Source organism: Streptomyces sp. MspMP-M5 (genome assembly GCF_000373585.1).
Classification (GTDB): domain Bacteria; phylum Actinomycetota; class Actinomycetes; order Streptomycetales; family Streptomycetaceae; genus Streptomyces.
The window spans coordinates 12,019-38,075 of record NZ_KB891886.1 but is presented as its reverse complement, the minus strand read 5'-3'; the positions used below and the strand labels follow the sequence as shown (position 1 = coordinate 38,075).

Here is a 26,057-nt window from a genome sequence, read left to right as displayed (position 1 = left end):
CAGGAGCAGAAGGGCAACGCATGTCCGCCACCCCGGCCGCCGATGCCACCGATCCGCACGCCAACGACGCCCAGCCCTACGCCGGCGGCGATCCGTACGCCGACTACCGCGGCGGTGACTTCCCCTTCACCGCGCTCGTCGACCTGGCCGACCGCCGCCTCGGAGCCGGTGTGATCGCCGCCAACGACGAGTTCTTCGCCGAGCGGGAGAACCTGCTGAAGCCGGGCCCGGCGGTCTTCGACCCCGAGCGCTTCGGGCACAAGGGCAAGATCATGGACGGCTGGGAGACCCGGCGCCGCCGGGGCGCCGACGGCGACCATCCCTTCCCCACCGAGGACGCGCACGACTGGGCGCTGATCCGCCTCGCCGCCCCCGGCGTGATCCGCGGCGTCGTCGTCGACACCGCCCACTTCCGCGGCAACTACCCGCAGCAGGTCACCGTCGAGGCCACCGCGCTGCCCGGCAGCCCCGGCCCCGAGGAGCTGCTCGCCGACGACGTGAAGTGGGAGGAGATCGTCCCCCGCACCCCCGTACGCGGCCACGCCGCCAACGGCTTCGAGGTCACCGCCGAGCGCCGCTTCACCCACCTCCGCCTCAAGCAGCACCCCGACGGCGGCATAGCCCGCCTCCGGGTCCACGGCGAGGTGGTCCCCGACCCCGAGTGGCTGGACGTGCTCGGCACCCTCGACCTGGTGTCGGTGATGCACGGCGGCACCGTCGAGGACGCCTCGGACCGCTTCTACTCCTCGCCCACCCAGATCATCCAGCCGGACCTCTCGCGCAAGATGGACGACGGCTGGGAGAACCGCCGCCGCCGGGTCCGCGGCACCAACGACTGGGTGCGCTTCCGGCTCGCCGCACAGGGCGAGATCCGCGCCGTCGAGATCGACACCGCCTGCCTCAAGGGCAACTCGGCCGGCTGGGCCCGGCTTTCGGGCTGCGACGGGAACCCGGACGACGCGTCCGCGTGGTTCGAGATCCTGCCCACGACGCGGCTCCAGCCCGACACCCCGCACCGCTTCGTGCTGCCCCGCCGGGTCACCGCCACCCACCTCCGCCTGGACGTCTACCCCGACGGCGGCCTGGCCCGTATGCGGGTGCACGGCGACCTCACCGAGGCCGGCCGGGCCGAACTGGTCCGCCGCTTCGACGAGTTGAGCGGCTGACCCCCCCGCCTTCCGCCGGGCCCCGTGCGAGGGGGACGGAGCCCGGCGGCACTCCTTCGCGCTCCCCGGAGCCGGGGGCTTCCCGACCCGCCCGGCGGACGGTCACGCTCCTGACGCGCCGTCCGCCGGGCGACTCCATGCCGTGGGCCGGTCAGGCCCCGGCGGCCGCGTCCGCCGCGCGGGCCCTCAGGGCCCGCTCGACGCCGGCCCGGGACTCCGTGACCAGCCGGCGCAGCGCCGGGCTGGGCTCGGCCCGGGCCAGCCAGGCGTCGGTGGCGTCCAGGGTCTCCTGGGAGACCTGGAGGGCCGGGTAGTGGCCCACCACGATCTGCTGCGCCATCTCGTGGCTGCGGCTCTCCCAGACGTCCTTGACCGCCGCGAAGTACTTCGCGGTGTAGGGCGCCAGCAGCTCCCGCTGGTCGGGCTGGACGAAGCCGGCGATGACCGCCTCCTGGACGGCGTTGGGGAGTTTGTCGGACTCCACGACCGACGCCCAGGCTTCCGCCTTCGCCTCCGCGGTGGGCCGCGCGGCGCGCGCCGTCGCCGCGTGCCGCTCGCCCGCCGAGGTCTTGTCCCGCTCCAGCTCGGCGGCGATCTCCGGCTCGTCGGCCCGGCCGGTGGCCGCCAGCCGCTCCAGCAGCGTCCAGCGCAGCTCGGTGTCCACGGCCAGCCCGGGGATCTCCTCGGTACCGTCCAGCAGGCCGGCGAGGAGGTCCAGCTGCTCGCCGGTGCGGGCCGCCGCGGCGAACGCCCGCGCCCAGGCCAGCTGGTGGTCGCTGCCCGGCTCGGCCGCCCGCAGGTGCGCCAGCGCCGCCTCGGTCCACTGCGCCAGGCCGCTCTCGCGCCACTCGGGCGCCGCGTACAGGTCCAGCGCCAGCTTCACCTGGCGGTGCAGGGACTGGACGACGCCGATGTCGGACTCCTTGCCGATGCCGGAGAGGACCAGCGCGAGGTAGTCACGGGTGGGCAGTTCGCCGTCGCGGGTCATGTCCCAGGCCGAGGCCCAGCACAGCGCCCGCGGCAGCGAGTCGGTGAAGTCGCCGAGGTGCGCGGTGACCACCTTCAGCGACTCCTCGTCGAGCCGGACCTTGGCGTAGGAGAGGTCGCCGTCGTTGAGGAGGATGACGTCCGGGCGGCGGAAGCCCTCGGGGAACGGCACCTCGGTCCGCTCGCCGTCCACGTCCAGCTCGACGCCGCCGGTGCGGACCAGCTTGCCGTCGGTCAGGTCGTAGTAGCCGATGGCGATCCGGTGCGGCCGCAGTACCGGCTCGCCGGTCGCCCCGGCGGGCAGCGCCGGCGCCTCCTGCCGCACCGCGAACGCGGTGACGGTGCCGTCCGCGTCGACCGTGAGCTCCGGCCGCAGGATGTTGATGCCGGCCGTCTGCAGCCACTTCTTCGACCAGGTCGCCAGGTCCCGGCCGCTGGTCGCCTCCAGCGCCCCGAGCAGGTCCGACAGCCGGGTGTTGCCGAAGGCGTGCGCCTTGAAGTACGCCTGCACGCCGGTGAAGAACTCGTCCATGCCGACGTAGGCCACCAGCTGCTTGAGGACGCTGGCGCCCTTGGCGTAGGTGATGCCGTCGAAGTTGACCAGGACGTCGTCCAGGTCGCGGATCTCCGCCATGATCGGGTGGGTGGACGGCAGCTGGTCCTGCCGGTAGGCCCAGGTCTTCATGGAGTTGGCGAAGGTGGTCCAGGAGTGCGGCCACTTGCTGCCCGGCGCGTACGCCTGGCAGGCGATCGAGGTGTAGGTGGCGAACGACTCGTTCAGCCACAGGTCGTTCCACCACTCCATGGTGACCAGGTCGCCGAACCACATGTGCGCCAGCTCGTGCAGGATCGTCTCGGCCCGCACCTCGTAGGCCGCATCCGTCACCTTCGAGCGGAAGACGTACTGGTCGCGGATGGTCACCGCGCCGGCGTTCTCCATGGCGCCGGCGTTGAACTCCGGCACGAAGAGCTGGTCGTACTTGGCGAACGGGTAGGCGTAGTCGAACTTCTCCTGGAACCAGTCGAAGCCCTGCCGGGTGACCGCGAAGATCTCCTCCGCGTCCAGGTGCTCGGCCAGCGACGGCCGGCAGTAGATCCCCAGCGGCACCGACCGCCCGTCCGCGCCCTCCCAGGTGCTGTGCACGCTGTGGTACGGGCCGGCGATCAGCGCGGTGATGTACGTCGAGATCCGCGGGGTCGGCTCGAAGCGCCAGACGTCGCCGGCCGGTTCCGGCGTCGGGGAGTTCGAGATCACCGTCCAGCCCGCCGGGGCCTTCACGGTGAACCGGAACGTCGCCTTCAAGTCCGGCTGCTCGAAGGACGCGAACACCCGCCGGGCGTCCGGCACCTCGAACTGCGTGTAGAGGTACGCCTGCTGGTCCACCGGGTCGACGAACCGGTGCAGCCCCTCACCGGTGTTGGTGTACGCGCAGTCGGCGACGACCGTCAGCTCGTTGCGGCCGGCCCGCAGCCCGGGCAGCGCGATCCGAGAGTCCTGGAACACCGCCGCCGCATCGAGCGCGGTGCCGTTGAGCACCACCTCGTGCACGGTCGGCGCCACCAGGTCGATGAACGACGCGGCGCCCTCCTCCGCGGCGTCGAACAGCACCGTCGTCACCGACCGGAACGTGCCTCCCTCCTGCGCCCCGCTCAGGTCCAGCTCGATGTCGTACGCGTCCACGGTCAGCAGACGCGCCCGCTCCTGGGCCTCTTCCCGGGTCAGATTCGTACCAGGCACCCGTGCCACTCCTTCACAGTCAACGGTTGTCGCAGCGTCGGGCCATCCTTCCACGTGCATCGGGACGGGTATCGGGCACTTTCCGGTAGTGCTCAGACGGCAACTGTCGGTAGGTTTCAGCTCATGGAGACGGGTGTGAGCGAGGCGGACTACCTTGCGGCCTGGGACGAGTGGTATGCGAGCGGGGACGCCGCCTTCTGGGACCGGTTCACGGGGGACGGGCTTTCCGACGAGGGACTCGATGTCCAGACCCCGACAGCCTCTGGGTGGCGGTCGCCGGAGGCAGGGCATGACCACGTATCGGCAACGTCACTCTCCCAGGTGAGGGAGGCGGAAAGCTCGGCCAGGGGTATAAGGTAGACCTTATGTTCGCGGTATGTGGGACATCATTTTGCTGGAGCCCGTCGAGGGCTGGTTTCTCCAGCTGTGCCGGGACGATCCAGCATCTGCGGACAGGGTCACGGACGCACTCGACCATCTCGCCGCCGGCGGTCCGTCACTCGGTCGCCCCATGGTCGACCGGATCCATGGCAGCGTGCTGCACAACCTTCAAGGAGCTGCGCCCGGGGTCCAGAGGCACCTCGGAGGTCAGGATGCTCTTCGTCTTCGACGTCGAGCGGAGGGCCGTCATTCTGGTGGCAGGCGACAAGTCGGGCAGATGGTCCCAGTGGTACACGGAGAACATTCCGCTCGCTGAGCTTCGTTACGGACAGTACACGGACAGTAGGAAGCGGGAGGACGAGGGATGAAGGGGCGTTCGTGGCGCGAGGTGCGCGCCGAGGCGTTTGAGCGGTACCCCCGGATGGCTTCCGAGGAGGCGGAGCAGGCGCGTGCGCGGGTGCGTGCGGAGAACGTGGCCCGGGTCCGCGGCCATGAACTCGCGGCCCTCAGGCGGGAGGCGGGGCTGACACAGGGCGGCCTCGCGGCGGCTCTCGGAGTCAGCCAGGCGCGTATCTCTCAGATCGAGCATGGTCAGGTCGACAGTCTGGACGTACTGCGGGCGTATGCCGAGGCTCTGGGCGGTGAGGTATCCGTGGTCGTCCGGCGGGGCGAGACCGCGGTCAAGGTGGCGTGAGGCGGGCCCGATGGGCAATACCTGAAACGGCCGGGGCTCGCACGGAACGCTTTCCGTGCGAGCCCCGGCCGTTGTCGCGGGAAGCCGCTCAGCCGCGCAGCTCGGCGGCGACCAGCTCGGCGATCTGGACGGCGTTGAGCGCCGCGCCCTTGCGGAGGTTGTCGTTGGAGAGGAACAGCGCGAGGCCGTGGTCGACGGTCTCGTCGCGGCGGATCCGGCCCACGAAGGAGGCGTCCTGGCCGGCGGCCTGGAGCGGGGTGGGGACGTCGGAGAGCGCCACGCCGGGGGCGGCCGCCAGCAGCTCCTGGGCGCGCTCGGGCGCGATCGGCCGCGCGAAGCGGGCGTTGACCTGGAGGGAGTGGCCGGTGAAGACCGGGACGCGGACGCAGGTGCCGGAGACCTTCAGCTCCGGGATGCCCAAGATCTTGCGGCTCTCGTGGCGGAGCTTCTGCTCCTCGTCGGTCTCGTTCAGTCCGTCGTCGACGATCGAGCCGGCCATCGGCAGGACGTTGAAGGCGATCGGGCGGACGTAGTTCTCGGGGGCGGGGAACTCCACCGCGGCACCGTCGTGCGTCAGCTTGGTGGCGTCCTGCTCGATGACCTTGCGGGCCTGCCCGTCCAGCTCGGCGACGCCGGCCAGACCGCTGCCGGAGACCGCCTGGTAGGTGGCGACCACCAGGGAGACCAGTCCGGCCTCCTCGTGCAGCGGGCGCAGCACCGGCATGGCGGCCATGGTGGTGCAGTTCGGGTTGGCGATGATGCCCTTGGGCCGGTCGGTGATGGCCTGCGGGTTGACCTCGGCGACGACCAGCGGGACCTGCGGGTCGCGGCGCCAGGCCGAGGAGTTGTCGATCACGACCGGGCCGGCGTCGGCGACCTTCTCCGCCAGCGTCCGGGACGTGGCGCCACCGGCCGAGAAGAGCACGATGTCCAGACCGGAGTAGTCCGCGGTGGCCGCGTCCTCGACGGTGATCTCGGTGTCCTGCCAGGGCAGCGTCCGTCCGGCGGACCGGGCCGAAGCGAACAGCCGCAGCTGCTCGACCGGGAAGTTCCGCTCGGCGAGAATGCGCCGCATCACGCCGCCGACCTGTCCGGTCGCTCCGACGATTCCGATCCTCATGGGACTCCTTCTTTCTGACCTGGCCCGCCGGGCCGGGCTACGGGTGTCTCTGCCGGGACACCTGCTCAGTGGCGCTCCCATCATGTGTGTGAGACCCGTCGCCTTGTCCAATCGATTGCCGTCCGTTCCCACAGACGGAGATGCGGGCCGCATGGTTGCCCACGGAGCGTTTCCCGCGGTCACCCGCGGTCACCCGCCCGGGGCGGGGTGCGGTCAGTGCGGCAGGACGACGACGTACGAGGCGGGCTCCCGGTCCACCGCCGCCATCAGGGCCGTGCGGACCACCGCCGCCTGCTGCTCGGGGGCCTCCCGCAGGGTCCGCGGCCGGCAGCGGACGAGGGTGATGCCGAGCCGCTCCAGGCGCTCCCGCTGCTCGTCGCGGGGCGGATCGGCGGGGCGGTGGTCGGACGGGCGCGGGGTGCGGGTGTCGAGCGTCACGGCCACCCCGTATTCGGGCCAGTACGCGTCGGCCGCACCCAGGTACGGGCCGCCGGGCAGCCGCAGGTCGACGTTCCACACCGGGTCGGGCAGCCCGAAGGCGCGCACCAGGTCGTAGAGCCGCTGCTCGGCCAGGGCCCGGCCCTCGGCCATCAGGGCGTCCACCGCGTCCACCACGTGCGGCCGGGTCAGCAGCCGGGCCCGGCTCAGCTCCCGCACCACCGAGGCCGCCTCGCAGTGCCCGCCGCGCACCGCCTCGGTCAGCAGCCGGCGCACCGTGGTGCCGTCGGAGAGGCCGGCCACCGCGTCGGCCAGCGCCCGCGGGACGGGGGCGGTGGGCACGCCGGTGACCTCCTCGGGCTGCGGCAGGTCCGCGCCGCGGACGATCCCCGCGAAGCCGGCCGGGCGCAGCCGCCGGGTGCGGGCCACCAGGACCTCGATGCGGTCCAGGGAGAGCAGCGGGGGAGCGGCGGCGAAGCCGTGCAGGGCGAGCGCCGCCAGCCCGGTGATCATCGGTTCCGGGACGGGCTCCGCGGACCGGGGCTGGGCCGGCACGGACGGGGCGCGGTGGCGGGCGTAGAGCAGCGCGGCGTGCAGCCGCTCCTCGCTGGTGGGCGGCCCCTGGTGGAGCAGGTGGACGCCCGGCAGCAGCTGCTGCCAGGGGCCGCCCGGGCGGCAGCGCTCGGCGATCTCGGCGGGCGGGACGCCGTACGCCCGGAGCTGATGTGTCGTCAGCACCGGGCAGCTGCCGTCGGCGAGGTGGTGGAGGGGGAGCGGGGAGAGCGGGGTGTCGTGGTTCATGCCGGGCAGATTCCCGGCCCCGCTCCACCCCCTAACCGCTGTTACCCGCCTGTGGCACAAGCGGGACAATCCTGCCCTCAAGTACGGGCGTTCGACGGCCGATGATGGCAGGTCGGGGGCGGGGTTACGGCCTGGGGCCGGCCGCCTCGTCACAAGCCTGTGCGCGCAGCGCCCGGGCCAGGTCGTCCCGCTCCTCCAGCACCAGCCGGCGCAGTGCGGGCGCCGCCTCCGGGTGCTCCGCCAGCCAGCCGTCCGCGGCCGCCAGCGTGGCCGCGTCCACCTGCCAGGACGGGAACAGCCCGCGCACCACCGACATCCCGATCTCGATGGACCGTTCCCGCCAGATCCGCTCGATCGCGCTGAAGTAGCGCGGCGCGTACGGCGCCAGCAACTCCCGCTGCGAGGGCTGGGCGAAGCCGCTGAGGGTCGCCTCCACCAGGGCGTTGGAGAGAGTGTCGGACTCCATCACGTCCGCCCAGGCGGCCGCCTTGACCTCGGCCGAGGGGCGGGCGGCCAGGCAGCGCACCTGATGCCGCTTGCCGGAGGCGGTGTCGTCGCGGGCCAGTTCGGCGGCGATCGCGGCCTCGTCGGCGGTCCCGTGCGCGGCCAGCGGCAGCAGGAACGCCCAGCGCAGCTCCTGGTCCACGTCCAGCCCGTCGATCTTGGCGGTGCCGTCCAGCAGCCCGCGCAGGAGCTGGAGGTCGGCCGGGGTGGTGGCCACCGCGGCGAAGTGCCGGGCCCAGCTGAGCTGGTGGCCGCTGCCCGGCTCGGCCAGCCGCAGCTCGCGCAGCGCGCCCTCGGACAGCTCCCGGGCGGCCCGCTCGCGGTACTCCGGCGCGACATAGTGCTCCAACGCCGCCTCTGCCTGGCCGAGCACCGACTGCAGCACCCCGACGACGGTCTCCGCGCCGGCGAACCGCCGCACCAGCGCCAGGAAGTCGCGGGCCGGCATCAGCCCGTCCCGGGTCAGCCCCCACACCGCCGCCCAGCACAGCGCCCGCGCCAGCGGGTCGGCCAGATCGCCGAGCCGGGCCCGCAGGGTGGCCAGCGACCCCTCGTCGAAGCGGGTCTTGCAGTACGTCAGGTCCTCGTCGTTGACCAGGATCAGCTCCGGCCGCTCGGCCCCGGCCAGCTCCGGCACCGCCGTCCGCGGCCCGGCCACGTCCACCTCGGCGCGGGCGTAGCGCACCAGCGCCGAGTCCGCGTCCAGGCGGCGGTACAGGCCCACCGCGACCCGGTGCGGGCGCAGCTCCGGGTGGCTCTCGGACGCCTCCTGGAGGATGCTCAGCTCGGTGATCCGGCCCTCGGCGTCGTAAGTGACCTGCGGCGTCAGGGAGTTGAGGCCGGCCGTCTCCAGCCAGGCGCGGGACCAGGTGGCCAGGTCCCGGCCGGAGGTCTCCTCCAGCACCGACAGCAGGTCCGCGAGCCGGGTGTTGCCGTAGGCGTGCCGCTTGAAGTAGCGCCGGGCGCCCTCCAGGAACGCGTCCTGGCCGACGTACGCCACCAGCTGCTTCAGGACGCTGGCGCCCTTGGCGTAGGTGATGCCGTCGAAGTTGAGCTTGGCGTCCTCCAGGTCGCGGATGTCGGCGGTGACCGGGTGGGTGGAGGGCAGCTGGTCGGCCCGGTACGCCCAGGACTTGCGGCGGTTGGCGAAGGTGATCCAGCCGTCGGTGAAGCGGGTCGCGCCCACCTGCGCGAAGCTGCCCATGAAGTCCGCGTAGGACTCCTTCAGCCACAGGTCGTCCCACCAGTGCATGGTGACCAGGTCGCCGAACCACATGTGCGCCATCTCGTGCAGGATGACGTTGGCCCGGCGCTCGTAGGACGCCTCGGTGACCTTGCCGCGGAAGATGAACTCCTCGCGGAAGGTGACGCAGCCGGGGTTCTCCATCGCGCCGAGGTTGTACTCCGGCACGAACGCCTGGTCGTACTTGCCGAACGGGTACGGGAAGTCGAAGTGGTCGTGGAAGAAGTCCAGGCCCTGCTTGGTGACGGTGAAGACGTCGTCCGCGTCGAAGTGCCGGGCCAGCCCCTTGCGGCAGAGCGCCCCGAGCGGGACCTCCAGCTCGGTGCCGTCCTCGAAGGTGCGGCGGTAGCTGTCGGTCACGTAGTGGTACGGCCCGGCGACCACCGCGGTGATGTACGTGGAGATCGGCTTGGTGGTCGCGAACCGGCGCGTGCTTCCCTCGACGGGGCCCTCCTGGGCGCCGTTGCTCAGCACCAGCCAGCCGTCCGGCGCGGTCACCTCGAAGGTGAACGGGGCCTTCAGATCGGGCTGTTCGAAGTTGGCGAAGACCCGGCGGGAGTCGGCGGGTTCGTACTGGGTGTAGAGGTAGACCTCGCCGTCCTCGGGGTCGACGAAGCGGTGCAGGCCCTCGCCGGTGCGGCTGTAGGCGCACTGCGCGTCGACGACGAGGGTGTTCTCGGCGGCCAGGCTGGCCAGGGCGATCCGGGTGCCGTCGAAGACCTCGGCCACCTCCAGCTCCCGGCCGTTGAGGGTCACCGAGGAGACCGAGGGGGCCAGGAGGTCCGCGAAGCTGGTCGCGCCGGGTTCGGCGCAGCGGAAGCGGATCGTCGTCCGGGAGCGGAAGGTGGCCGCCTCGGGGCCCCGGGCGACCGCTGAGCGGACGTCCAGCGCCACGTCGTAACCGTCGACCGTCAGCAGCCGGCCCCGCTCACGTGCCTCTTCCCGGGACAGATTCTCACCTGGCACGGTGTGCCTCCCTCACCCTCGTCTCGGATATCGAACACGGGGAATCATGGCACGCATGCCGTCGGTTGAAGCGTGTACGGAACAACGCCGCCGAAGCTCTCAAGAGGAGACCTCGTGTCCGAGACCGCCAAAGTCCCAGCCGACTTCTGGTTCGACCCGCTGTGCCCCTGGGCGTGGCTGACCTCCCGCTGGATGCTGGAGGTGGAGAAGGTCCGCCCGGTCCAGGTGCGCTGGCATGTGATGAGCCTGGCCGTGCTCAACGAGAACAAACTCGACGAGCTGCCCCCGGAGTACGCGGAGAACATGCGCCCGGGCGGCAAGGCGTGGGGCCCGGTCCGCGTGGTGACCGCCGCCCAGCAGCTGCACGGCGACGAGGTCGTCGGCAGGCTCTACACCGCGCTCGGCAACCGCATCCACAACGCCGGCGAGGGCGTCACCCGGGAGGCCATAGCGGGCGCCCTCGCCGACGCCGGCCTGCCCGCCGACCTGATCGAGTACGCCGACAAGGACACCTACGACGCCGAGCTGCGCGCCTCGCACAAGACGGGCATCGACCTGGTCGGCCAGGAGGTCGGCACGCCGGTGATCGCGGTGCCCGGTTCGGACGGCGACCAGATCGCGTTCTTCGGACCCGTCGTGACCCCGGCTCCCAAGGGTGACCAGGCCGCCAAGCTCTGGGACGGCACGCTGGCCGTCGCCTCCATCCCCGGCTTCTTCGAGCTCAAGCGGACACGGACGGCACCGCCGCAGTTCGACTGACGTCCCGTCCGCGCCCACCGGAGGGCGGCGAACACAGCGGCGCCCCCGCGAGTCACGTCCTCGCGGGGGCCCGCCGTTATCCGCCTGCCAGGTGAAAGGTGAGAAGACGATCACGAGGCAGGACGCATCGGACTGCTAGGGCCTCACGGCGCCAGCAGCAGGTTGTTGGCGCGCTCCTTGGCGGCCGTGTAGCGCTTGGCCACGTCCTGCCAGTTGACGACCTGCCACATCGCCTCGATGAAGTCCACCTTCTGGTTCTTGTACTGCAGGTAGAAGGCGTGCTCCCAGGCGTCGAAGACCAGGATCGGGACCGAGCCCTGGCCGACGTTGCCCTGGTGGTCGTAGATCTGCTCGACGATGAGGCGGCCGGTCACCGGCTCGTAGGCCAGGACGCCCCAGCCGGAGCCCTGCGTGGTGGCGGACGCCTTGGTCAGCTGGGCCTTGAACTTGGCGAAGGAGCCGAAGCTCTCGGCGAGGGCGTCGGCGAGCTCGCCCACGCCGTCCTTCTCCAGCGGCTCGCCGCCGCCGTCGCCGGTCATGTTGTGCCAGTAGATGCTGTGCAGGATGTGGCCGGAGAGGTGGAACGCGAGGTTCTTCTCCAGGCCGTTGATGCTGCCCCACTGGTCCTTGTCACGCGCCTCGGCGAGCTGCTCAAGGGTGTCGTTGGCGCCCTTCACATAGGCCGCGTGGTGCTTGTCGTGGTGCAGCTCGATGATTTCCGGGCTGATGACGGGCGCCAGCGCCGAGTAGTCGTACGGGAGTTCCGGAAGTGTGTAGGTCGCCATGCCGACCCCGCCTCCAAGCTGCGATATCGCCGTAGTTACGTAGTTGCAATCAATGTGCAAGAGCACGCTATCAGCAGGATGGATCATCGACCCGGGGTGGCGGGCGACCTGGTCCCAAAGACGTAAGGCGGGGCGGGACCTCCGATGGAGGTCCCGCCCCGCCTGGGGAACGAGGGGCCGTCGCCGGCCCGGGTGCGGCCCTACTGCCTGCTCAGCGCCCGCTGCCGGACGAGCCCGACGACGGTCAGCACCACACCGAAGCCGGCGGTGAACAACAGCTGGATCCGCTGGCTGTCGTCGCGCAGCATCAGCACCAGCACCGCGACGACCCCGGCCAGCGCCACCCAGGTGAGGTAGGGGAACGCCCACATCTTCACGATCAGCTGCTCGGGCGCCTCGCGCTCCAGCTCCCGCCGGGTGCGCAGTTGGGCGACGGCGATGAAGCCCCAGACCACCAGGACGGCGGCGCCGACCATGTTCAGCAGCCACTGGAAGACCGTGGTCGGCCACACGAAGCTCAGCACCACCGCGACGAAGCCGAACGTGGCGCACAGCAGCACCGTGCGCCGCGGCACCCCGCCGTTCACCTTCCCGAAGAAGGCCGGGCCCTGGCCGCGGGCGATCAGCGAGTAGGCCATCCGCGAGGAGCCGTAGATGTTGGCGTTCACCGCCGAGAGCAGCGCGACCAGGATGACCACGTTCATGATCTGGCCGGCCGCCGGGATCTTGAGGTAGTCCAGCACCGCCACGTACGGGCCGCTCTTGGCGATGGACGGCGCGCTCCAGGGGATGACGGTGACGATGACCGCCATCGAGCCGACGTAGAACAGGGCGATCCGCCACATCGCGGTGCGCACCGCGCGGGCCACCCCGCGGGCCGGGTCCTTGGACTCGGCGGCCGCGATGGTCACCGTCTCCAGACCGCCGTACGCGAACACCGACGCCAGCAGACCGACCATCAGGCCGTCGACGCCCTTGGGCAGGAAGCCGCCGTCGCCGGTCAGATGACTGGCGCCGGGCGCCGAAGTGCCGGGCAGCAGGCCGAAGATGGCCAGCACGCCCAGGACCAGGAAGAGGACGATCGCGGCGACCTTCAGGGCGGCGAACCAGAACTCGAACTCGCCGAAGTTGCCGACCGCGGTGAGGTTGGTGGCGGTGAAGACCACCATGATCAGCAGTACCCACATCCACGGCTGGGTGGCCGGGAACCACTGGTGCAGCACGTCCGCGGCGCCCAGCGCCTCGACCGCCACCGCCACGCACAGCAGCGCGGTGAACATCCAGCCCACGGTGAAGCCGGCCCAGGGGCCTATGGAGCGCTCGGCGTGCACGGAGAAGGAGCCGGAGGCCGGCCGGGCCGCGGACATCTCGCCGAGCATCCGCATGACCAGCATGACCAGCGCGCCGGAGACCGCGTACGCCAGCACGATCGACGGGCCGGCCGCCGCGATGCCCTCGCGCGAGCCGACGAACAGCCCCGCGCCGATCACGCCGCCGAGGGCGATCATCGAGAGGTGGCGCTGCTTGAGGCCGTGCGACAGCGCGCCGCCGTCCTGGCCGGTGCCCGGGGCCTCGGCGGACCGCGCCTCGGCGGACCCGGCGGACGAGGGTGTCCGATTCATGTCGTACCTGTCCCAGTAAGTGAGATGCGGGCGGGGGCGATACTGCGTTCTCCCGGGGCCGCGGACGGCTCATTTCCGGGGTCCTCGGCAAAGCTGGCTCAGTCTGAGCGTGGCTGTCCGCTCAGGGCAACAGTCGTGCAGCGATTGTTCGGTATTCAGACGCGATCGTGACCGAACGTGCCTGATGCATCGTCGAATGCGACAAATGTGACGTCGGTCTCAAGGGCGCCGGGACGGCCCGGAACCGCCCCGGCTGCCCGGCCGGCGGCGGCCCTTCAGCGCCGCGCCCGGCGCGCCCGCAGCTCCCGCGCACCCGCCACCACCAGCACCGCCGCGGTCGCCCCGGCCGACCACAGCAGCTGCGGCCGGGCCGTGTCGTCGGTCAGCATCAGCACGATCACCGCGCCCATCGCCGCCAGCGCCAGCCACGTCAGATAGGGGAACGCCCACATCCGCAGCACCAGCCGCTCCGGCGCCGCCCGCTCGATCCGGGGCCGCAGCCGCAGCTGGGAGACGGCGATCAGCCCCCAGACGAACAGCAGCACCGCACCGACCGAGTTGAGCAAGTACAGGAAGACCGAATCCGGCCACTTCAGATTCAGCAGCACCGAGACGAAGCCGAACGCGACGGAGGCCAGCACCGCCCGGCGCGGCACCCCTCCGCCGGACACCTTCAGCAGCCCGCGCGGCGCCTCCCCGCGCTCGGCCAGCGAGAACACCATCCGCGACGCGCCGTAGAGATTGGCGTTCAGCGCCGACAGCAGCGCCACGAACACCACGATGTTCATGATCTGCCCGGCGCCCGGCACCCCGATGTGGTCCAGCACCATGACGTACGGGCTCTTCCCCGGCCGCATCGACGACCAGGGCAGCACGGTGACGATCACCAGCATCGAGCCCACGTAGAAGAAGAGGATCCGCCACACCGCGCTGCGCACCGCCCGGCCCACCGCCCGCGCCGGATCGTCCGACTCGGCCGCCGCGATGGTGACGACCTCCAGACCGCCGAAGGCGAACACCACGGCCAGCACCCCGGAGACCACCCCGGACCAGCCGTGCGGCAGGAAGCCGCCCTGCCCGGTGAGGTTGGCCAGGCCGACCGGTTCGGTGTCCGGCAGCACGCCGAAGACCGCCAGCAGGCTCAGCGCCAGGAACAGCACGATCGCGGTGACCTTCAGCGCCGCGAACCAGAACTCGAACTCGCCGAAGTTCTTCACCGCGGCCAGATTGGCGGTGGTGAAGACGACCATGAAGACCAGCACCCAGCCCCACTGCGGCACCGCCGGCACCCAGCCGTGCGCGATCTGCGCCGCCCCGGTGGCCTCCACCGCCAGCACCACCACCAGCAGGAACCAGTACAGCCACCCCACGCTGAACCCGGCCCAGCGCCCCAGCGCCCGCTCCGCGTGCACCGAGAACGCCCCCGACGCCGGCATCGCCGCCGACATCTCCCCGAGCATCCGCATGATCAGCATCGCCAGCGCCCCGGCGATCAGATAGGACAGCACGATCCCCGGCCCGGCCACCGCGATGCCCGCGCCGGAGCCCACGAACAGCCCCGCCCCGATGACCCCGCCCAGCCCCAGCATCGTCAGATGGCGCTGCTTGAGCCCCGCGGACAGCGGCTCTTTCTCGGCCGTCTCGGCCACGGGCGGCAGTGCGTCGTGCATCGGCTCGTACTCTCGCAAGGGGCGCAAGGGCGGGATCGCCGCCCGGTTCGGGGGAACTCCACAGGTGGCCGCGGAGCCGTCCCAGTGTCCCCGGCCGGGCCCGGCTACCACAAAACCGGCCCCGCACCGCCGCCCCGCCCGTGACGAGCATCACGCGACCTGCGAAGACGCCCCCTGCCCCGGTGGGCTCCGGCATTCTGGCGGTTGTCCGGAACTCCCCAAGCGGGCCGGTACGGCTTTGTCACCGCCCGCCCGTGATCGCCGCCGCCTGTCTGAACTAACGTCATCACGTCCCGCCGGACCGGTCCGCCCCGGACGGTCCCCTCACACCCGCGGAGTCCCCTGATGAGCACAGCCGCCCCCGCCCTCCGGCCCGGAGCCGTCCTCGCCGACCTGCTGCCGGCCGCCACCGCCACCCGCGCCCGCGTCCGCGACGCCGCGCTGGTCGCCGGCGGCGCCGTGATCACCGGCCTGGCGGCCCAGATCGCGGTTCCGGTCCCCGGCTCCCCGGTCCCGGTCACCGGCCAGACCTTCGCCGCCCTCCTGGTGGGCGCCTCGCTCGGCGCCCGCCGCGGCCTGCTGTCGCTGGCGCTCTACGCCGTGGCGGGCATCGCCGGCGTGCCGTGGTTCGCGGGCGGCGCCTCGGGTGCCGGCGGCGCCACCTTCGGCTACGTCCTCGGCATGCTGCTCGCCGCCACCGCGGTGGGCGCGCTGGCCCGCCGCGGCGGCGACCGCGGGGCGCTGCGCACCGTCGCCACGATGGCCGCCGGCAACGCCGTGATCTACGCCGTCGGCGTCCCCTACCTCGCGCTCAGCACGGGGATGTCCTTCGGCCAGGCCGTCGCCGTCGGCATGGTGCCGTTCCTGATCGGCGACGCCCTCAAGATCGCCCTGGCTACGGGCGCGCTGCCCACCGCCTGGAAGCTGGCCGGGCGCCGCGGCTGACGCACCGCACCGATGCCGACGGGGCCCGCACCCACCGAGGGTGCGGGCCCCGTTCGCCGTCCGGGGCGGTTACGCCTGCTCCGGCGCCTTCACGACCGACACCGGCTCCGCCGCCTCCCGCGGGCGCCGCTTCTGCAGGACCAGCCCGGCCACCAGCACCACCACGGCCGCCACCACCGACAGCACCATCTGCTCCCGGCCGTTCTTGTCGTAGAACATGTAGCCCACGACGAAGACGATCAGCGCGATGGTGGCGTAGGTCAGCCACGGGTACAGCCACATCCGCACCGTCAGCCGCTCCGGCGCCTCCCGCTCGATGGTCCGGCGCATCCGCAGCTGCGAGACGCAGATCACCAGCCAGACGAAGAGTGCCACCGCGCCCGAGGAGTTCAGCAGGAACTGGAAGATGGTGTCCTTCGAGGTGTAGCTGAAGATCGTCGCGATGAAGCCGAAGGCCACCGACGCCCAGATCGCCACCGCCGGGACACCGCCCTTGTTGACCGTCGCGAACGACTTCGGCGCGTCGCCGCGCTCACCGAGCGAGAACGCCATCCGGGACGCCGTGTAGAGCCCGGAGTTCAGACAGGACAGCACCGCGGTCAGCACGACCACGTCCATCACCGTGCCCGCGTACGGAATCTTCAGCGACTCCAGCACCGCCACGTACGGGCTCTTGGTCACGGCCTCGCTGTCCCACGGCAGCAGCGTCACGATCACCGCGATCGACCCGATGTAGAACAGCGCGATCCGCCAGATCACGCTGTTGACGGCCTTGCGGACGGCCACCACCGGGTTCGGCGACTCGCTCGCCGCCAGCGTGACGATCTCGCTGCCCATGAACGAGAAGACCACCAGCAGCATCCCGGAGAGGATCGCCCCCGGTCCCTTCGGCAGGAACCCGCCGTGTCCCAGCAGGTTCGCGGTGCCCACCGCGTGGTGCCCCGGCGGCAGCCCGAAGATCGCCAGCGCCCCGACCACGATGAAGATCACGATCGCCACGACCTTGATCCCGGCGAACCAGAACTCGAACTCGCCGAACGAGGCCACCGACACCAGGTTGGTGCCGGTCAGCACGATCATCACCAGCAGTGCCCAGGCCCACTGGGGCACCGCCGGTATCCAGCCGGTCAGGATCGACGCCGCGGCGGTCGCCTCGACCGCCAGCACCACCGACCAGAAGAACCAGTACAGCCAGCCGATGGTGAAGCCGGCCCAGCGGCCCAGCGCCCGGTCCGCGTAGGCGGAGAACGATCCGGAGGTGGGGGAGGCCGCGGCCATCTCGCCCAGCATCCGCATCACCAGCACGACCAGCAGGCCGGTCAGCGCGTACGAGAGGAGGATGCCCGGGCCGGCGGCGTTGATGCCGGCTCCGGATCCGACGAACAGGCCGGCGCCGATCACCCCGCCAATGGCGATCATGGACAGATGGCGGTTCTTGAGACCGGCCTGGAGCCCGTCAGGCGACCGGTTCGCGGAGCCGTTGCCGGGTTGACCGGCGGTGGGGACCGCGGGGGAAGTAGGCGGGTGCGCGCCCATGTGCACCGTCCTTCGGTGGTTCTCGGTGTCGAACCCAGGCATTAGAACGTTGTTAACGACCGTTTGGAAGAGCCGAATCCGGATCGTTGTCGTTACTGGCGAGTTGCCTGAAGTGCCGGGGCCGCGGCGAGCGGACGGGCCACGCCCCGGTGGCGTCTACCCCGAGAACGGCATGCCACACTCATGCCATGCGCGTGTACATCGGCTCCGATCATGCCGGCTTCGACCTCAAGAACCACCTCGTGGACTGGCTCAAGGACAACGGCCACGAGCCCGTCGACTGCGGCCCCCACATCTACGACGCCCAGGACGACTACCCGCCGTTCTGCCTGCGCGCCGCGGAGCGGACCGCCGGCGACCCGGAGAGCCTGGGCATCGTGATCGGCGGCTCCGGCAACGGCGAGCAGATCGCCGCCAACAAGGTCAAGGGCGTCCGCGCCGCGCTGGCCTGGAGCGAGGAGACCGCCAAGCTCGGCCGCGAGCACAACAACGCCAACGTGATCTCCGTCGGCGGCCGGATGCACACCGAGGACGAGGCCACCCGCTTCGTCGAGGTCTTCCTCACCACCCCGTACTCCGGCGAGGAGCGGCACACCCGCCGCATCGAGATGCTCTCCCGCTACGAGACCACCGGCGAACTCCCCCCGATCCCGGCCCACCACCCGCAGCACGGCTGACCGCCGCCGCCCGCCGGTTTGTGGGCCGCCTTCCTCCCCCAGGGCGATGGGGTCCCCCCTGCTCGTCAAGAGCTTGGGGGAGGGTGGGCACGAACCGGCCCCCGGGCCGCACCAGCAGAACGAACCGCCGGAGGACACGACCCGATGCCCGAGGGGCACACCATCCACCGCCTCGCGCTGGACCACCGGGAGCGCTTCGAGGGCGTCGCGATCCGGGCGACCAGCCCACAAGGCAGGTTCGCCGCCGGCGCCGCCCTCATCGACGGCCAGGTCATGGACACCGCCGAGGCCCACGGCAAACACCTCTTCCTCGGCTTCGGCCCCGACCGCTGGGTCCACGTCCACCTCGGCCTCTTCGGCAAACTCGGCTTCGGCACCGCCCCGCCCCCGCCGCCCGCCGACACCGTCCGGCTGCGGCTGGTCGGCGCCGGCCACCACGCCGACCTGCGCGGCCCCACCGCCTGCGCGCTGCTCACCGACGCCGAGAAGCAGGCGATACACGACCGGCTGGGCCCCGACCCGCTGCGGCCGCAGGACGACGGCGAACGGGCCTGGCGGCGGATCGCCCGCAGCCGCACCACCATCGCGGCGCTGCTGCTCGACCAGAAGGTGATCGCCGGCGTCGGCAACGTCTACCGCGCCGAGGTCCTCTTCCGGCACGGCATCGACCCCTACCTCCCCGGCCGCGCCCTCGGCCGGGACCAGTGGGACGCGGTCTGGGCCGACCTCGTCGCCCTGATGCGGGAGGGCGTGCGGAACAACCGGATCGACACCGTCCGCCCCGAACACACCCCGGAGGCCATGGGCCGCCCGCCCCGGGTCGACGACCACGGCGGCGAGGTCTACGTCTACCGGCGCACCGGCGCCCCCTGCCACCTCTGCGGCAGCGAGATCCGCACCGCCGACCTCGCCGCCCGCAACCTCTTCTGGTGCCCCCGCTGCCAGCCGCCCGCCGCCCGCCTCTGAGGGCCACGGCCGGCGCCGGCGACGCTCAGAAGCCGTGCGGCAGCCACGGCGCCACGTCCGACCCGAACGCCACCGACGCCGCCGCCAGCGCCCCCGGCCGCAGCTCCCGCACCCGCCCGGCCCCGGCCAGCGCCGACAGCGTGAACCCGCCCAGATAGGCCGATCCCAACTCCCGTACGGACAGCGCGAGTTCGTCCGGATCGGTGGTCCGCTCGCAGACCGCGCCCGTCGCGTCGCCGGAGAGCCGCCAGCGCCCGGCGTTCCATGGGCAGAAGTCGTCGGCGACCTCCAGCACCACGTCCACCGGCGCCTGGTACGTCCGGGCCGCCAGCGCCGCCCCGACGTCCACCGGCCGGACGAACAGCGACTCCCGCACGTCGATGTCACAGCGCCGGTGGTCGGCCACCAGGTGCAGCAGCGGGTCGTCCACCGGCCGGCCGCGCAGCACCAGTGACTCCGTCAGATCGATCCCGAACAGATAGCGCCACAGCGCCGCGTAGGCCACCGGGTCCAGCGCGTCGAGCTGGCGCACCAGCACCGCCCCGCGCGGCCCGGCACCGTTCCAGTCGGGCTTGACGGCGTACCGGGCGTAGCCCCGCACCTCGCCGTCCACCTCGGCCAGCACGCACTGGAGCCGGCCGGCCCCGTGCCGCTCGTCCTCCGGGTCGAGCACGCCCTGCCGCTCCCAGTGCGGGCGGCGCGCCAGCATCCCGGGCCGGGCCGGCACCAGTTGCCCGTAGACCCGCTCGCACTCCGCCACCGACGCCGCCGGGTCCACCAGCCGCAGCCGGACGCCGTCCACACCCGGCAGCTGAGGGGCGGCCAGCCGTACGGTGTCCACGGTCATCCGCAGCTCCTGGGTGGCCGGGCCGTACCCGAACCGCCCGTAGATCGCCGGCTCCGTGGCGGTCAGCACCGCCAGCGACTCCCCACGCTCGTGCACGTCCGCCAGCTGGTGCCGCATCATCGAGCGCAGCACCCCGCGCCGCCGGTGGGTCGGCTGCACGCTGACCAACGTGACGCCGGCCACGGGGAGTTCGGCGCCGCCCGGCACGGTTAGTCCGAACGAGAAGGATCCGCCGGTACCGACGATCCCGTCGCCGTCCCACACCGCGAAGGCCCGCCCGACCTCGGTGATCTCATGCCACCACGCGCGCCTCTCCGGCCCGTCCGGCACCCCGCCGAACGCCAAGTCCAGCTTGTCGTACCAGGCATCCCATTCGCTCTCGCGCAACGGCCGCAACTCTGTCGTCATGAGCCATCCCTAGCAGCCGGCTCTCCGGCCGCGCGACCGCATTTCGAACGCGAATTCCCGGCAATTCCCCGGAGTGACGTGCGGCGAATCGACGCGCCGCCGAACGGGTGGATAAGGTCCCAGGGAAATGACACGCGGCGCGGGAGCGGAAAGCCTGAGGGCCCGGATGCACAAACGGCTGCACCGGGCCCGCATCGGCATGCGCAAGGCCGGCGTCGACTACTTCCGCGGCGACGGCTCCGACTGGCTCGCGCTGGCCGCCCTGCTCGCGGCCGTCCCGGCCATCGCCCTCGGCACCCTCTGGCACCCGGAGTGGATCGCGCCGACCGCGCTGGTCCTCCCGGTCATCGCCGGCGGGCTGCTGCTGCGGCCGGCCAACCTCCTCGTCCTGTACGCCGCTTCGGCCGCCGCACTGATCGTCGAGGCGGCGCTGTTCGGCCCGTACGACGAGGGGCGCGACCGGATCACCCCGGGCACGGTCCTGGTGGTCGCCGCGGTCGGGCTCTCCGGGCTGCTGGTGGCGCAGTTCCGCAGCCGGGTCGGGGTGCCCTGGCGGCGCGGCGGCACCATGCTCTTCGACCTGCGGGAACGAATCCGGGTACAGAGCACGCTGCCCAAGCTCCCCAAGGGCTGGCACCACGAGATGGCGCTCCGGCCGGCCGGCGGCCAGTCCTTCTCCGGCGACTTCGTGGTGGCCTCCCGCACCCAGGGCGGCAACATCCTGGAGGTCGTGCTCACCGACGTCTCCGGCAAGGGCATGGACGCGGGGTCCCGCGCGCTGCTGCTCTCCGGCGCCTTCGGCGGCCTGCTGGGCTCCCTGCCGCCGCACGGCTTCCTGCCCGCCGCCAACGGCTATCTGCTCCGCCAGGACTGGGACGAGGGCTTCGCCACCTCCGTCCACCTCGTCCTGGACCTGGAGTCCGGCGACTACGAACTGTTCTCCGCGGGCCATCTGCCCGGCCTCCAGCTCAGCGCGGGCACCGGCCGCTGGGAGGAGAAGGCCGGGGAGGGCCCGCTGCTCGGGGTCTACGACGGCGCCCAGTTCGACCCGGTCAAGGGGACGCTGCGCCCCGGCGACGTGCTGATGCTGTTCACCGACGGCCTGGTGGAGGCCGCCGACCGCGACATCGCCGAGGGCATGGACCGGCTGACCGGCGAGGCCGAGCGCTATGTGCACAGCGGCTTCGCCGGCGCCGCCTGGCATCTGATCGAGGCGGTCGCCAAGGACGTCAACGACGACCGGGCGCTGCTGCTCATCTGCCGGGACGGCTGACCGGCGCCGGTGTGGCCTCCGGCGTGGACTCCGACTCCGACTCCAACTCCGTTTTCGGCTCCGTGACTTGCCCCGCGCCGCCGCCCGGCAGTATCCGGGCCAGCAGCCCGGCGCGTCCGGCGGCCAGCGGGCCGAGGACGGCCAGGACCAGCACATAGCCGGCGATGAACGGCGCCAGCCGCTCGTCGAGTCCGGCGCCCGCCGCCATCGTCGCCAGGATCAGCGCGAACTCCCCGCGGGCCAGCAGCGCGGTGGCGATGTTCGCGGCCTGGCCCGGGCCGAAGCCGTGGATCCGGGCCGCGGCCAGCCCCGCGAGGACGTTCATCAGCAGCGTCAGCGCCACCGCGATCAGCACCGGCCACACCACGCTCGGCAGGTCGCCGGGGTCGATGGAGAGCCCGAACGCGAAGAAGAAGATCGCCCCGAACGCGTCCCGCAGCGGGTGCACCAGCTTCCGGATCCGCGGCCCGGACCGCGTCCCGCCGAGCATCAGTCCCACCATGAACGCCCCGATGGCGTCCGCGACGCCGAACCACTCGGAGACCCCGGCGACCAGGACGGCGGCGCCCAGGAAGGAGATCACCAGCAGTTCGTTGTCCTTGGTGGCGATCAGCCGGCCGATCACGCGGGTGCCCCAGCGGGCCGCGGCGGCGAGCAGCAGCAGGAAGCCGAACGCCTTACCGGCGGCCGGCGCCGCCGAGGCGAGCGAGTCCGCCCCGGAGAGCACCGGCTGCAGCGCGGCCAGGTACAGGGCCAGGAAGATGTCCTCGACGACGATGATGCCGAGGATCGGCTTGGTCTCGGGGTTGCCCAGTCGCCCGGTGTCGACCAGGACCTTGGTCACGATCGCGGACGAGGAGATGCCGAGCACCCCGGCGAGCACCAGCGCCTCGGAGGTGCCCCAGCCGAGCGCGAAGCCGAAGCCGAGGCCGGCGCCGACGTTCAGCGTCAGATACGCGCCGCCGGCCAGCGCCATCCGCCGGCCGCCGGCCTTGAGGTCGTCCACATGGAATTCCAGGCCCAGGTAGAAGAGCAGCAGCACCAGGCCGAGGAGGGAGAGCATCTCCAGGTCGTGCGGGTCGGCGACCAGCACGATGCCGGGGGTGTGCGGGCCGAGCAGGATTCCGGCCAGGATGAACAGCGGGATGGTGGGGAGTCCGATGCGGCCGCCGAGGCGGGCGAGGACGGCGGCGGCGAGGAAGGCACCGCCCATGGCGATCAGGGTGTCTGCGTGTCCGATGGGCCCGTTCCTCCTGGTCGTCAAGCGCTCCGGCCGGTTTGGTCAAGAGTGCGTCAAGAGATCATCAATACTTAGATTACCAAACGATTCATGACGATGCCGGTGCCCGGCCCGCGGTACTGATCCGCGACGACCGTCCGGGGCAGGGAGGGGAGGGGCGGAGTGGCGAGAGGTGGTTCGGGGTGGCGCGGCCGCATCGGATCACCCCACAACCCCACACTCGCCCCACTCCACTCCAACCCCGTGAATCGGGCGAAGCGTTGGCCGAAGATTCGTCACCCGCCTGCGATGGGCATGGAGTTGATGGCACGATGGGTGCCGGGGGTGTGCGCGGCATGCTCCAGGGCCGGTGAGGCGTTCCGACCGAGGGTGTGATCAGTTGTGGCTCTATCGCTGTCAGTTGTCCTGATGCTGGGGATCATCCTGGTCGTACTGATCAAGCAGAAGGCGATCAAGGCCGGCCCGGCGTTCGTCGCCATACTCTTCGGCTTCTTCCTCGCCTCCACGGGAATGGCGCCGTCGATCAACAGATTCCTGAACTCGATCGCGAACACGATCAACCACATCACGTTCTAGGCCATGCTCTAGATCACGCTCTGGGTCGCCTTCTGATTCACGTTCCGGATCACGTTCGCGGTCGCTTCCAGGCCGGTCCGCGGGCCGGTTCTCGGCTGCCGGCTCCCGGCCTGCCGCTTCAGGGGGTCCGTCCGCCCCCGGTCCGCCCCAGCGCGTCCCTTACGGCCTCCTCGCTGCGTCCCACCAGCGCCGAGCCGTCGTCGGCAGTGATGATCGGGCGCTGGATCAGCCGGGGGTGCGCCGCCAGCGCCTCGATCCACCGCTCGCGGTCGTCCACCGTGCGGCCCCAGTCCTTCAGGCCGAGTTCCTTCACCTCGGCCTCCTGGGTGCGGGTGATGTCCCACGGCTCCAGAGCCAGCCGCGCCAGCACCTCGCGCAGCTCCTGAGCGCTCGGCGGCTCTTCGAGGTAGCGCCGCACGGTGTACTCCGCCCCCTCCGCGTCGAGGAGCTGCACGGCGGAACGGCACTTGGAACAGGCCGGGTTGATCCAGATCTCCATGGCAGCACCCTAGGGTGCTTGATGTGCTCCGCGGCCAGTCCTCCTCGCGAATTCTCTTCAGTACCTCAAGCTCGGCTCGCTCCACACCGGTCTTCGGCAGGGCGATATGCCCCTTGCGCCAGCCAGGACAAAAACGGCCCGGGGCCGGATCGCGGAAAGTCTGCGATCCGGCCCCGGGCCGTTACGGAGCGGGCGACGGGAATCGAACCCGCGTAGCCAGTTTGGAAGACTGGGGCTCTACCATTGAGCTACGCCCGCGAGCGCCACGGTCGGTGGGACCCCGGCACGCAGAGCATCGTAGCGGGTGAGGGGGCCGCCGTGCACACTGCCCCGCGCTCCCGAATATCAGGCAGCCACACCGTCCGCGGCCATGTACCCTACGTGTCGCACCGACGGGGTGTGGCGCAGCTTGGTAGCGCGTCCGCTTTGGGAGCGGAAGGTCGTCGGTTCGAATCCGGCCACCCCGACCAGCAGGTACCCGTCCCGCATGTCGCACAGTAGACAAAAGCGGGCATAAGTGTCCGTTCAAGATCGCGTTGTGGGTGCCCTCCTCCTTGCGGTTACTATGCAAGCTGCGTGCCCGTATGTCTCTGTACCGGGCGCGATCGGCCGGACCGGGACGTGCCGGAAGCCGGCTGATCTGAAGCAGAACCCCCAAAGTCAGCCCAAGGAGACCGAACCGTGAAGAGCGCCGTGGAGACCCTGAACCCGACCCGGGTTCGGCTCACTGTCGAGGTGCCCTTCGAGGAGCTCAAGGACAGCCTCGACGCGGCGTACAAGAAGATCAACCAGCAGGTCACGGTGAAGGGCTTCCGCAAGGGCAAGGTCCCGGCCCGCGTCATCGACCAGCGGTTCGGTCGTGGCGCCGTGCTGGAGGAGGCCGTCAACGACGCGCTCCCGAAGTTCTACACCAACGCGGTCAACGAGGCGGAGCTGAACGTCCTCGGCCAGCCCGAGGTGGACATCACCGAGCTCAAGGACAACGAGCTGCTGGCCTTCACCGCCGAGGTCGACATCCGCCCCGAGCTCGAGATCCCGGACTACTCCGGCATCGAGGTCGAGGTCGACGCCGTCGAGGTGTCGGACGAGGACGTCGAGAAGTCCGTCGAGCAGCTGCGTGAGCGCTTCGCCTCGACCTCCGTGGTCGAGCGCGCCGCCGAGGACGGCGACGTGGTGACCGTGGACCTGGAGGCCAAGGTCGACGGCGAGGTGCTGGCCGACGGCATCGCCAACGGCGTCAGCTACACCATCGGCTCCGGTGAGCTCCTTGACGGCATCGACGACGCCGTCAAGGGCCTGGAGGCCGGCGGCAGCGCGACCTTCACCTCCGAGCTCAAGGGCGGCTCCGCCCAGGGCAAGGAGGCCGAGGTCAAGGTCGACGTCACCGAGGTCAAGGCCCGCGAACTCCCCGCCCTGGACGACGACTTCGCCCAGCTGGCCAGCGAGTTCGACACCCTCGACGAGCTCAAGGCGGACAGCCGCAAGCGCCTGGAGCGGATGAAGAAGTTCGACCAGGCCACCCAGGCCCAGGAGAAGGTCCTGGACGCGCTGCTCGGTCTGATCGAGGTGCCGATCCCCGAGAAGCTGCTCGAGGACGAGATCCGCACCCGCAAGCACAACCTCGAGCACCACCAGCTCGGCCAGATGGGCCTCGACCTCGCCAAGTACCTGGAGCTCCAGGGCAAGACCGAGGAAGAGTTCGACGCCGAGACCAAGGAGCAGGCGGAGAAGGGCATCAAGACCCAGTTCGTCCTCGACGAGCTGGTCAACAAGGAGAAGCTGAACGTCAGCCAGGAGGAGCTCACCGAGCACCTCATGCGGCGCGCCCAGTCCTCCGGTATGTCCCCCGACCAGTTCGCCCAGGCGGTCGTCGAGGGCGGCCAGGTGCCGATGCTGGTGGGCGAGGTCGCCCGCGGCAAGGCCCTCGCGGTGGTCGTCGAGGCCGCCACGGTCAAGGACACCAACGGCGAGGTCGTCGACCTGGAGGACGAGGACGAGGCGGAGGCCGCCGAGGCCGTCGTCGCCGAGGCCGAGGGCACCGAGGAGAAGGCCGAGGAGGCCGCCAAGACCGAGGGCTGAGCCCCGGCCGTCCGGGGCCTCCCCGGGCGTTTCCAGCGGTGAGTACGGGCCCGAACACGCACCTGAGCGTGTTCGGGCCCGTCTCTCGTCCCGGTCCGTGAGCCTGCGCTCACAGCGAACAGTTCTCGCTGCGGGAT

Annotated in this window: 21 protein-coding genes, 2 tRNA genes and 1 pseudogene; 12 read left to right on the top strand and 12 right to left on the bottom strand. The window is 71.4% G+C overall.

The annotated features are described in order from the left end of the window. The first annotated feature begins 20 nt into the window (after positions 1–20). Positions 21–1,166, top strand: a complete 1,146-nt coding sequence (gene alc, locus B073_RS0114990) for an allantoicase (protein ID WP_018538902.1) — start codon at positions 21–23, stop codon at positions 1,164–1,166. Between the two features lie 151 nt (positions 1,167–1,317). On the opposite strand, the gene pepN (B073_RS0114985) is transcribed toward alc, so the two are convergent. After that, positions 1,318–3,891, bottom strand: a complete 2,574-nt coding sequence (gene pepN / locus B073_RS0114985) for an aminopeptidase N (protein WP_018538901.1) — start codon at positions 3,889–3,891, stop codon at positions 1,318–1,320. A gap of 123 nt (positions 3,892–4,014) precedes the next feature. Here pepN (B073_RS0114985) and B073_RS39995 point away from each other — a divergent pair, with 123 nt between their 5' ends. From B073_RS39995 to B073_RS0114970, 3 genes and pseudogenes are all read left to right on the top strand, one after another. Beyond that, the gene (locus B073_RS39995) at positions 4,015–4,251 is read left to right on the top strand and encodes a hypothetical protein (protein ID WP_158690130.1); all 237 of its coding nucleotides are present in this window, start codon (positions 4,015–4,017) and stop codon (positions 4,249–4,251) included. Positions 4,252–4,267: 16 nt separating this feature from the next. Beyond that, positions 4,268–4,640 (top strand): annotated as a pseudogene (locus B073_RS43970) (type II toxin-antitoxin system RelE/ParE family toxin). Beyond that, positions 4,637–4,966, top strand: coding sequence for a helix-turn-helix domain-containing protein (locus B073_RS0114970; protein ID WP_018538898.1), 330 nt, complete (start codon positions 4,637–4,639; stop codon positions 4,964–4,966). The pseudogene B073_RS43970 and the gene B073_RS0114970 overlap by 4 nt, the downstream one beginning before the upstream one ends. A gap of 88 nt (positions 4,967–5,054) precedes the next feature. Here B073_RS0114970 and B073_RS0114965 read toward each other — a convergent pair whose 3' ends face one another. The 3 genes from B073_RS0114965 to pepN (B073_RS0114955) form a co-directional block, all read right to left on the bottom strand. Further along, positions 5,055–6,086: an aspartate-semialdehyde dehydrogenase gene (locus B073_RS0114965; protein WP_018538897.1), complete on the bottom strand. Its 1,032-nt coding sequence runs from the start codon at positions 6,084–6,086 to the stop codon at positions 5,055–5,057. A 213-nt stretch (positions 6,087–6,299) separates the two neighbouring features. After that, positions 6,300–7,325 (bottom strand): hypothetical protein, encoded by a 1,026-nt coding sequence (locus tag B073_RS0114960; RefSeq protein WP_018538896.1) that lies wholly within the window; start codon positions 7,323–7,325, stop codon positions 6,300–6,302. A 124-nt stretch (positions 7,326–7,449) separates the two neighbouring features. Continuing rightward, positions 7,450–10,038 (bottom strand): aminopeptidase N, encoded by a 2,589-nt coding sequence (pepN, locus tag B073_RS0114955; protein ID WP_018538895.1) that lies wholly within the window; start codon positions 10,036–10,038, stop codon positions 7,450–7,452. A gap of 114 nt (positions 10,039–10,152) precedes the next feature. Here pepN (B073_RS0114955) and B073_RS0114950 point away from each other — a divergent pair, with 114 nt between their 5' ends. Further along, a complete protein-coding gene (locus B073_RS0114950) occupies positions 10,153–10,797 on the top strand; it encodes a DsbA family protein (RefSeq protein ID WP_018538894.1) in 645 nt (214 codons plus the stop codon). Positions 10,798–10,940: 143 nt separating this feature from the next. Here the strand turns inward: B073_RS0114950 and B073_RS0114945 are convergent, their stop codons facing one another. The 3 genes from B073_RS0114945 to B073_RS0114935 form a co-directional block, all read right to left on the bottom strand. Continuing rightward, complete coding sequence (locus B073_RS0114945; protein ID WP_018538893.1) at positions 10,941–11,582, bottom strand: superoxide dismutase; 642 nt, start codon at positions 11,580–11,582, stop codon at positions 10,941–10,943. A gap of 200 nt (positions 11,583–11,782) precedes the next feature. Beyond that, the gene (locus tag B073_RS0114940) at positions 11,783–13,204 is read right to left on the bottom strand and encodes an amino acid permease (protein WP_018538892.1); all 1,422 of its coding nucleotides are present in this window, start codon (positions 13,202–13,204) and stop codon (positions 11,783–11,785) included. A 275-nt stretch (positions 13,205–13,479) separates the two neighbouring features. Beyond that, complete coding sequence (locus B073_RS0114935; protein ID WP_018538891.1) at positions 13,480–14,874, bottom strand: amino acid permease; 1,395 nt, start codon at positions 14,872–14,874, stop codon at positions 13,480–13,482. Between the two features lie 345 nt (positions 14,875–15,219). On the opposite strand from B073_RS0114935, the gene B073_RS0114930 reads away from it, so the two are divergent. After that, a complete protein-coding gene (locus B073_RS0114930) occupies positions 15,220–15,819 on the top strand; it encodes a biotin transporter BioY (RefSeq protein WP_018538890.1) in 600 nt (199 codons plus the stop codon). Positions 15,820–15,888: 69 nt separating this feature from the next. Here the strand turns inward: B073_RS0114930 and B073_RS0114925 are convergent, their stop codons facing one another. Next, positions 15,889–17,355: an amino acid permease gene (locus tag B073_RS0114925; protein WP_018538889.1), complete on the bottom strand. Its 1,467-nt coding sequence runs from the start codon at positions 17,353–17,355 to the stop codon at positions 15,889–15,891. Between the two features lie 188 nt (positions 17,356–17,543). Between B073_RS0114925 and B073_RS0114920 the strand changes: the two genes are divergently transcribed. Both B073_RS0114920 and B073_RS0114915 read left to right on the top strand, forming a co-directional pair. Next, positions 17,544–18,032, top strand: a complete 489-nt coding sequence (locus tag B073_RS0114920) for a ribose-5-phosphate isomerase (protein ID WP_018538888.1) — start codon at positions 17,544–17,546, stop codon at positions 18,030–18,032. A 144-nt stretch (positions 18,033–18,176) separates the two neighbouring features. Then, entirely contained in the window at positions 18,177–18,998 is an 822-nt protein-coding gene (locus tag B073_RS0114915) for an Fpg/Nei family DNA glycosylase (RefSeq protein ID WP_018538887.1), read from the top strand. Positions 18,999–19,023: 25 nt separating this feature from the next. On the opposite strand, the gene B073_RS0114910 is transcribed toward B073_RS0114915, so the two are convergent. Further along, complete coding sequence (locus tag B073_RS0114910) at positions 19,024–20,253, bottom strand: GNAT family N-acetyltransferase (protein WP_026247384.1); 1,230 nt, start codon at positions 20,251–20,253, stop codon at positions 19,024–19,026. A gap of 127 nt (positions 20,254–20,380) precedes the next feature. Between B073_RS0114910 and B073_RS0114905 the strand changes: the two genes are divergently transcribed. After that, a complete protein-coding gene (locus tag B073_RS0114905) occupies positions 20,381–21,526 on the top strand; it encodes a PP2C family protein-serine/threonine phosphatase (RefSeq protein ID WP_051094012.1) in 1,146 nt (381 codons plus the stop codon). On the opposite strand, the gene B073_RS0114900 is transcribed toward B073_RS0114905, so the two are convergent. Next, positions 21,507–22,739 (bottom strand): cation:proton antiporter, encoded by a 1,233-nt coding sequence (locus B073_RS0114900; protein ID WP_018538884.1) that lies wholly within the window; start codon positions 22,737–22,739, stop codon positions 21,507–21,509. The two genes, B073_RS0114905 and B073_RS0114900, sit on opposite strands and share 20 nt — an antisense overlap. A 408-nt stretch (positions 22,740–23,147) precedes the next feature. On the opposite strand from B073_RS0114900, the gene B073_RS0114895 reads away from it, so the two are divergent. Beyond that, complete coding sequence (locus B073_RS0114895; RefSeq protein WP_026247383.1) at positions 23,148–23,342, top strand: hypothetical protein; 195 nt, start codon at positions 23,148–23,150, stop codon at positions 23,340–23,342. 118 nt (positions 23,343–23,460) lie between these two features. Here the strand turns inward: B073_RS0114895 and B073_RS0114890 are convergent, their stop codons facing one another. Both B073_RS0114890 and B073_RS0114885 read right to left on the bottom strand, forming a co-directional pair. Continuing rightward, on the bottom strand, positions 23,461–23,841 hold the full coding sequence (locus B073_RS0114890; RefSeq protein ID WP_018538882.1) for an arsenate reductase family protein: 381 nt from the start codon (positions 23,839–23,841) through the stop codon (positions 23,461–23,463). 187 nt (positions 23,842–24,028) lie between these two features. Further along, positions 24,029–24,099: transfer RNA gene (locus B073_RS0114885), tRNA-Gly, on the bottom strand. 135 nt (positions 24,100–24,234) lie between these two features. Between B073_RS0114885 and B073_RS0114880 the strand changes: the two genes are divergently transcribed. Next, positions 24,235–24,311: transfer RNA gene (locus tag B073_RS0114880), tRNA-Pro, on the top strand. Positions 24,312–24,522: 211 nt separating this feature from the next. Then, the gene (gene tig / locus B073_RS0114875; RefSeq protein WP_018538881.1) at positions 24,523–25,920 is read left to right on the top strand and encodes a trigger factor; all 1,398 of its coding nucleotides are present in this window, start codon (positions 24,523–24,525) and stop codon (positions 25,918–25,920) included. The last annotated feature ends 137 nt before the right edge of the window (positions 25,921–26,057 follow it).

Coding starts and splice junctions, on each gene's coding strand:
- B073_RS0114940 (WP_018538892.1), bottom strand. CDS start 13,204: ATGAATCGGACACCCTCGTCCGCCGGGTCCGCCGAGGCGCGGTCCGCC.
- B073_RS0114925 (WP_018538889.1), bottom strand. CDS start 17,355: ATGGGCGCGCACCCGCCTACTTCCCCCGCGGTCCCCACCGCCGGTCAA.
- B073_RS0114910 (WP_026247384.1), bottom strand. CDS start 20,253: ATGACGACAGAGTTGCGGCCGTTGCGCGAGAGCGAATGGGATGCCTGG.
- B073_RS0114930 (WP_018538890.1), top strand. CDS start 15,220: ATGAGCACAGCCGCCCCCGCCCTCCGGCCCGGAGCCGTCCTCGCCGAC.
- B073_RS0114960 (WP_018538896.1), bottom strand. CDS start 7,325: ATGAACCACGACACCCCGCTCTCCCCGCTCCCCCTCCACCACCTCGCC.
- B073_RS0114890 (WP_018538882.1), bottom strand. CDS start 23,841: ATGGAGATCTGGATCAACCCGGCCTGTTCCAAGTGCCGTTCCGCCGTG.
- B073_RS0114970 (WP_018538898.1), top strand. CDS start 4,637: ATGAAGGGGCGTTCGTGGCGCGAGGTGCGCGCCGAGGCGTTTGAGCGG.
- B073_RS0114905 (WP_051094012.1), top strand. CDS start 20,381: ATGACACGCGGCGCGGGAGCGGAAAGCCTGAGGGCCCGGATGCACAAA.
- B073_RS0114935 (WP_018538891.1), bottom strand. CDS start 14,874: ATGCACGACGCACTGCCGCCCGTGGCCGAGACGGCCGAGAAAGAGCCG.
- B073_RS0114965 (WP_018538897.1), bottom strand. CDS start 6,086: ATGAGGATCGGAATCGTCGGAGCGACCGGACAGGTCGGCGGCGTGATG.
- B073_RS0114915 (WP_018538887.1), top strand. CDS start 18,177: ATGCCCGAGGGGCACACCATCCACCGCCTCGCGCTGGACCACCGGGAG.
- alc (WP_018538902.1), top strand. CDS start 21: ATGTCCGCCACCCCGGCCGCCGATGCCACCGATCCGCACGCCAACGAC.
- B073_RS0114945 (WP_018538893.1), bottom strand. CDS start 11,582: ATGGCGACCTACACACTTCCGGAACTCCCGTACGACTACTCGGCGCTG.
- B073_RS0114900 (WP_018538884.1), bottom strand. CDS start 22,739: ATGGGCGGTGCCTTCCTCGCCGCCGCCGTCCTCGCCCGCCTCGGCGGC.
- B073_RS39995 (WP_158690130.1), top strand. CDS start 4,015: ATGGAGACGGGTGTGAGCGAGGCGGACTACCTTGCGGCCTGGGACGAG.
- B073_RS0114920 (WP_018538888.1), top strand. CDS start 17,544: ATGCGCGTGTACATCGGCTCCGATCATGCCGGCTTCGACCTCAAGAAC.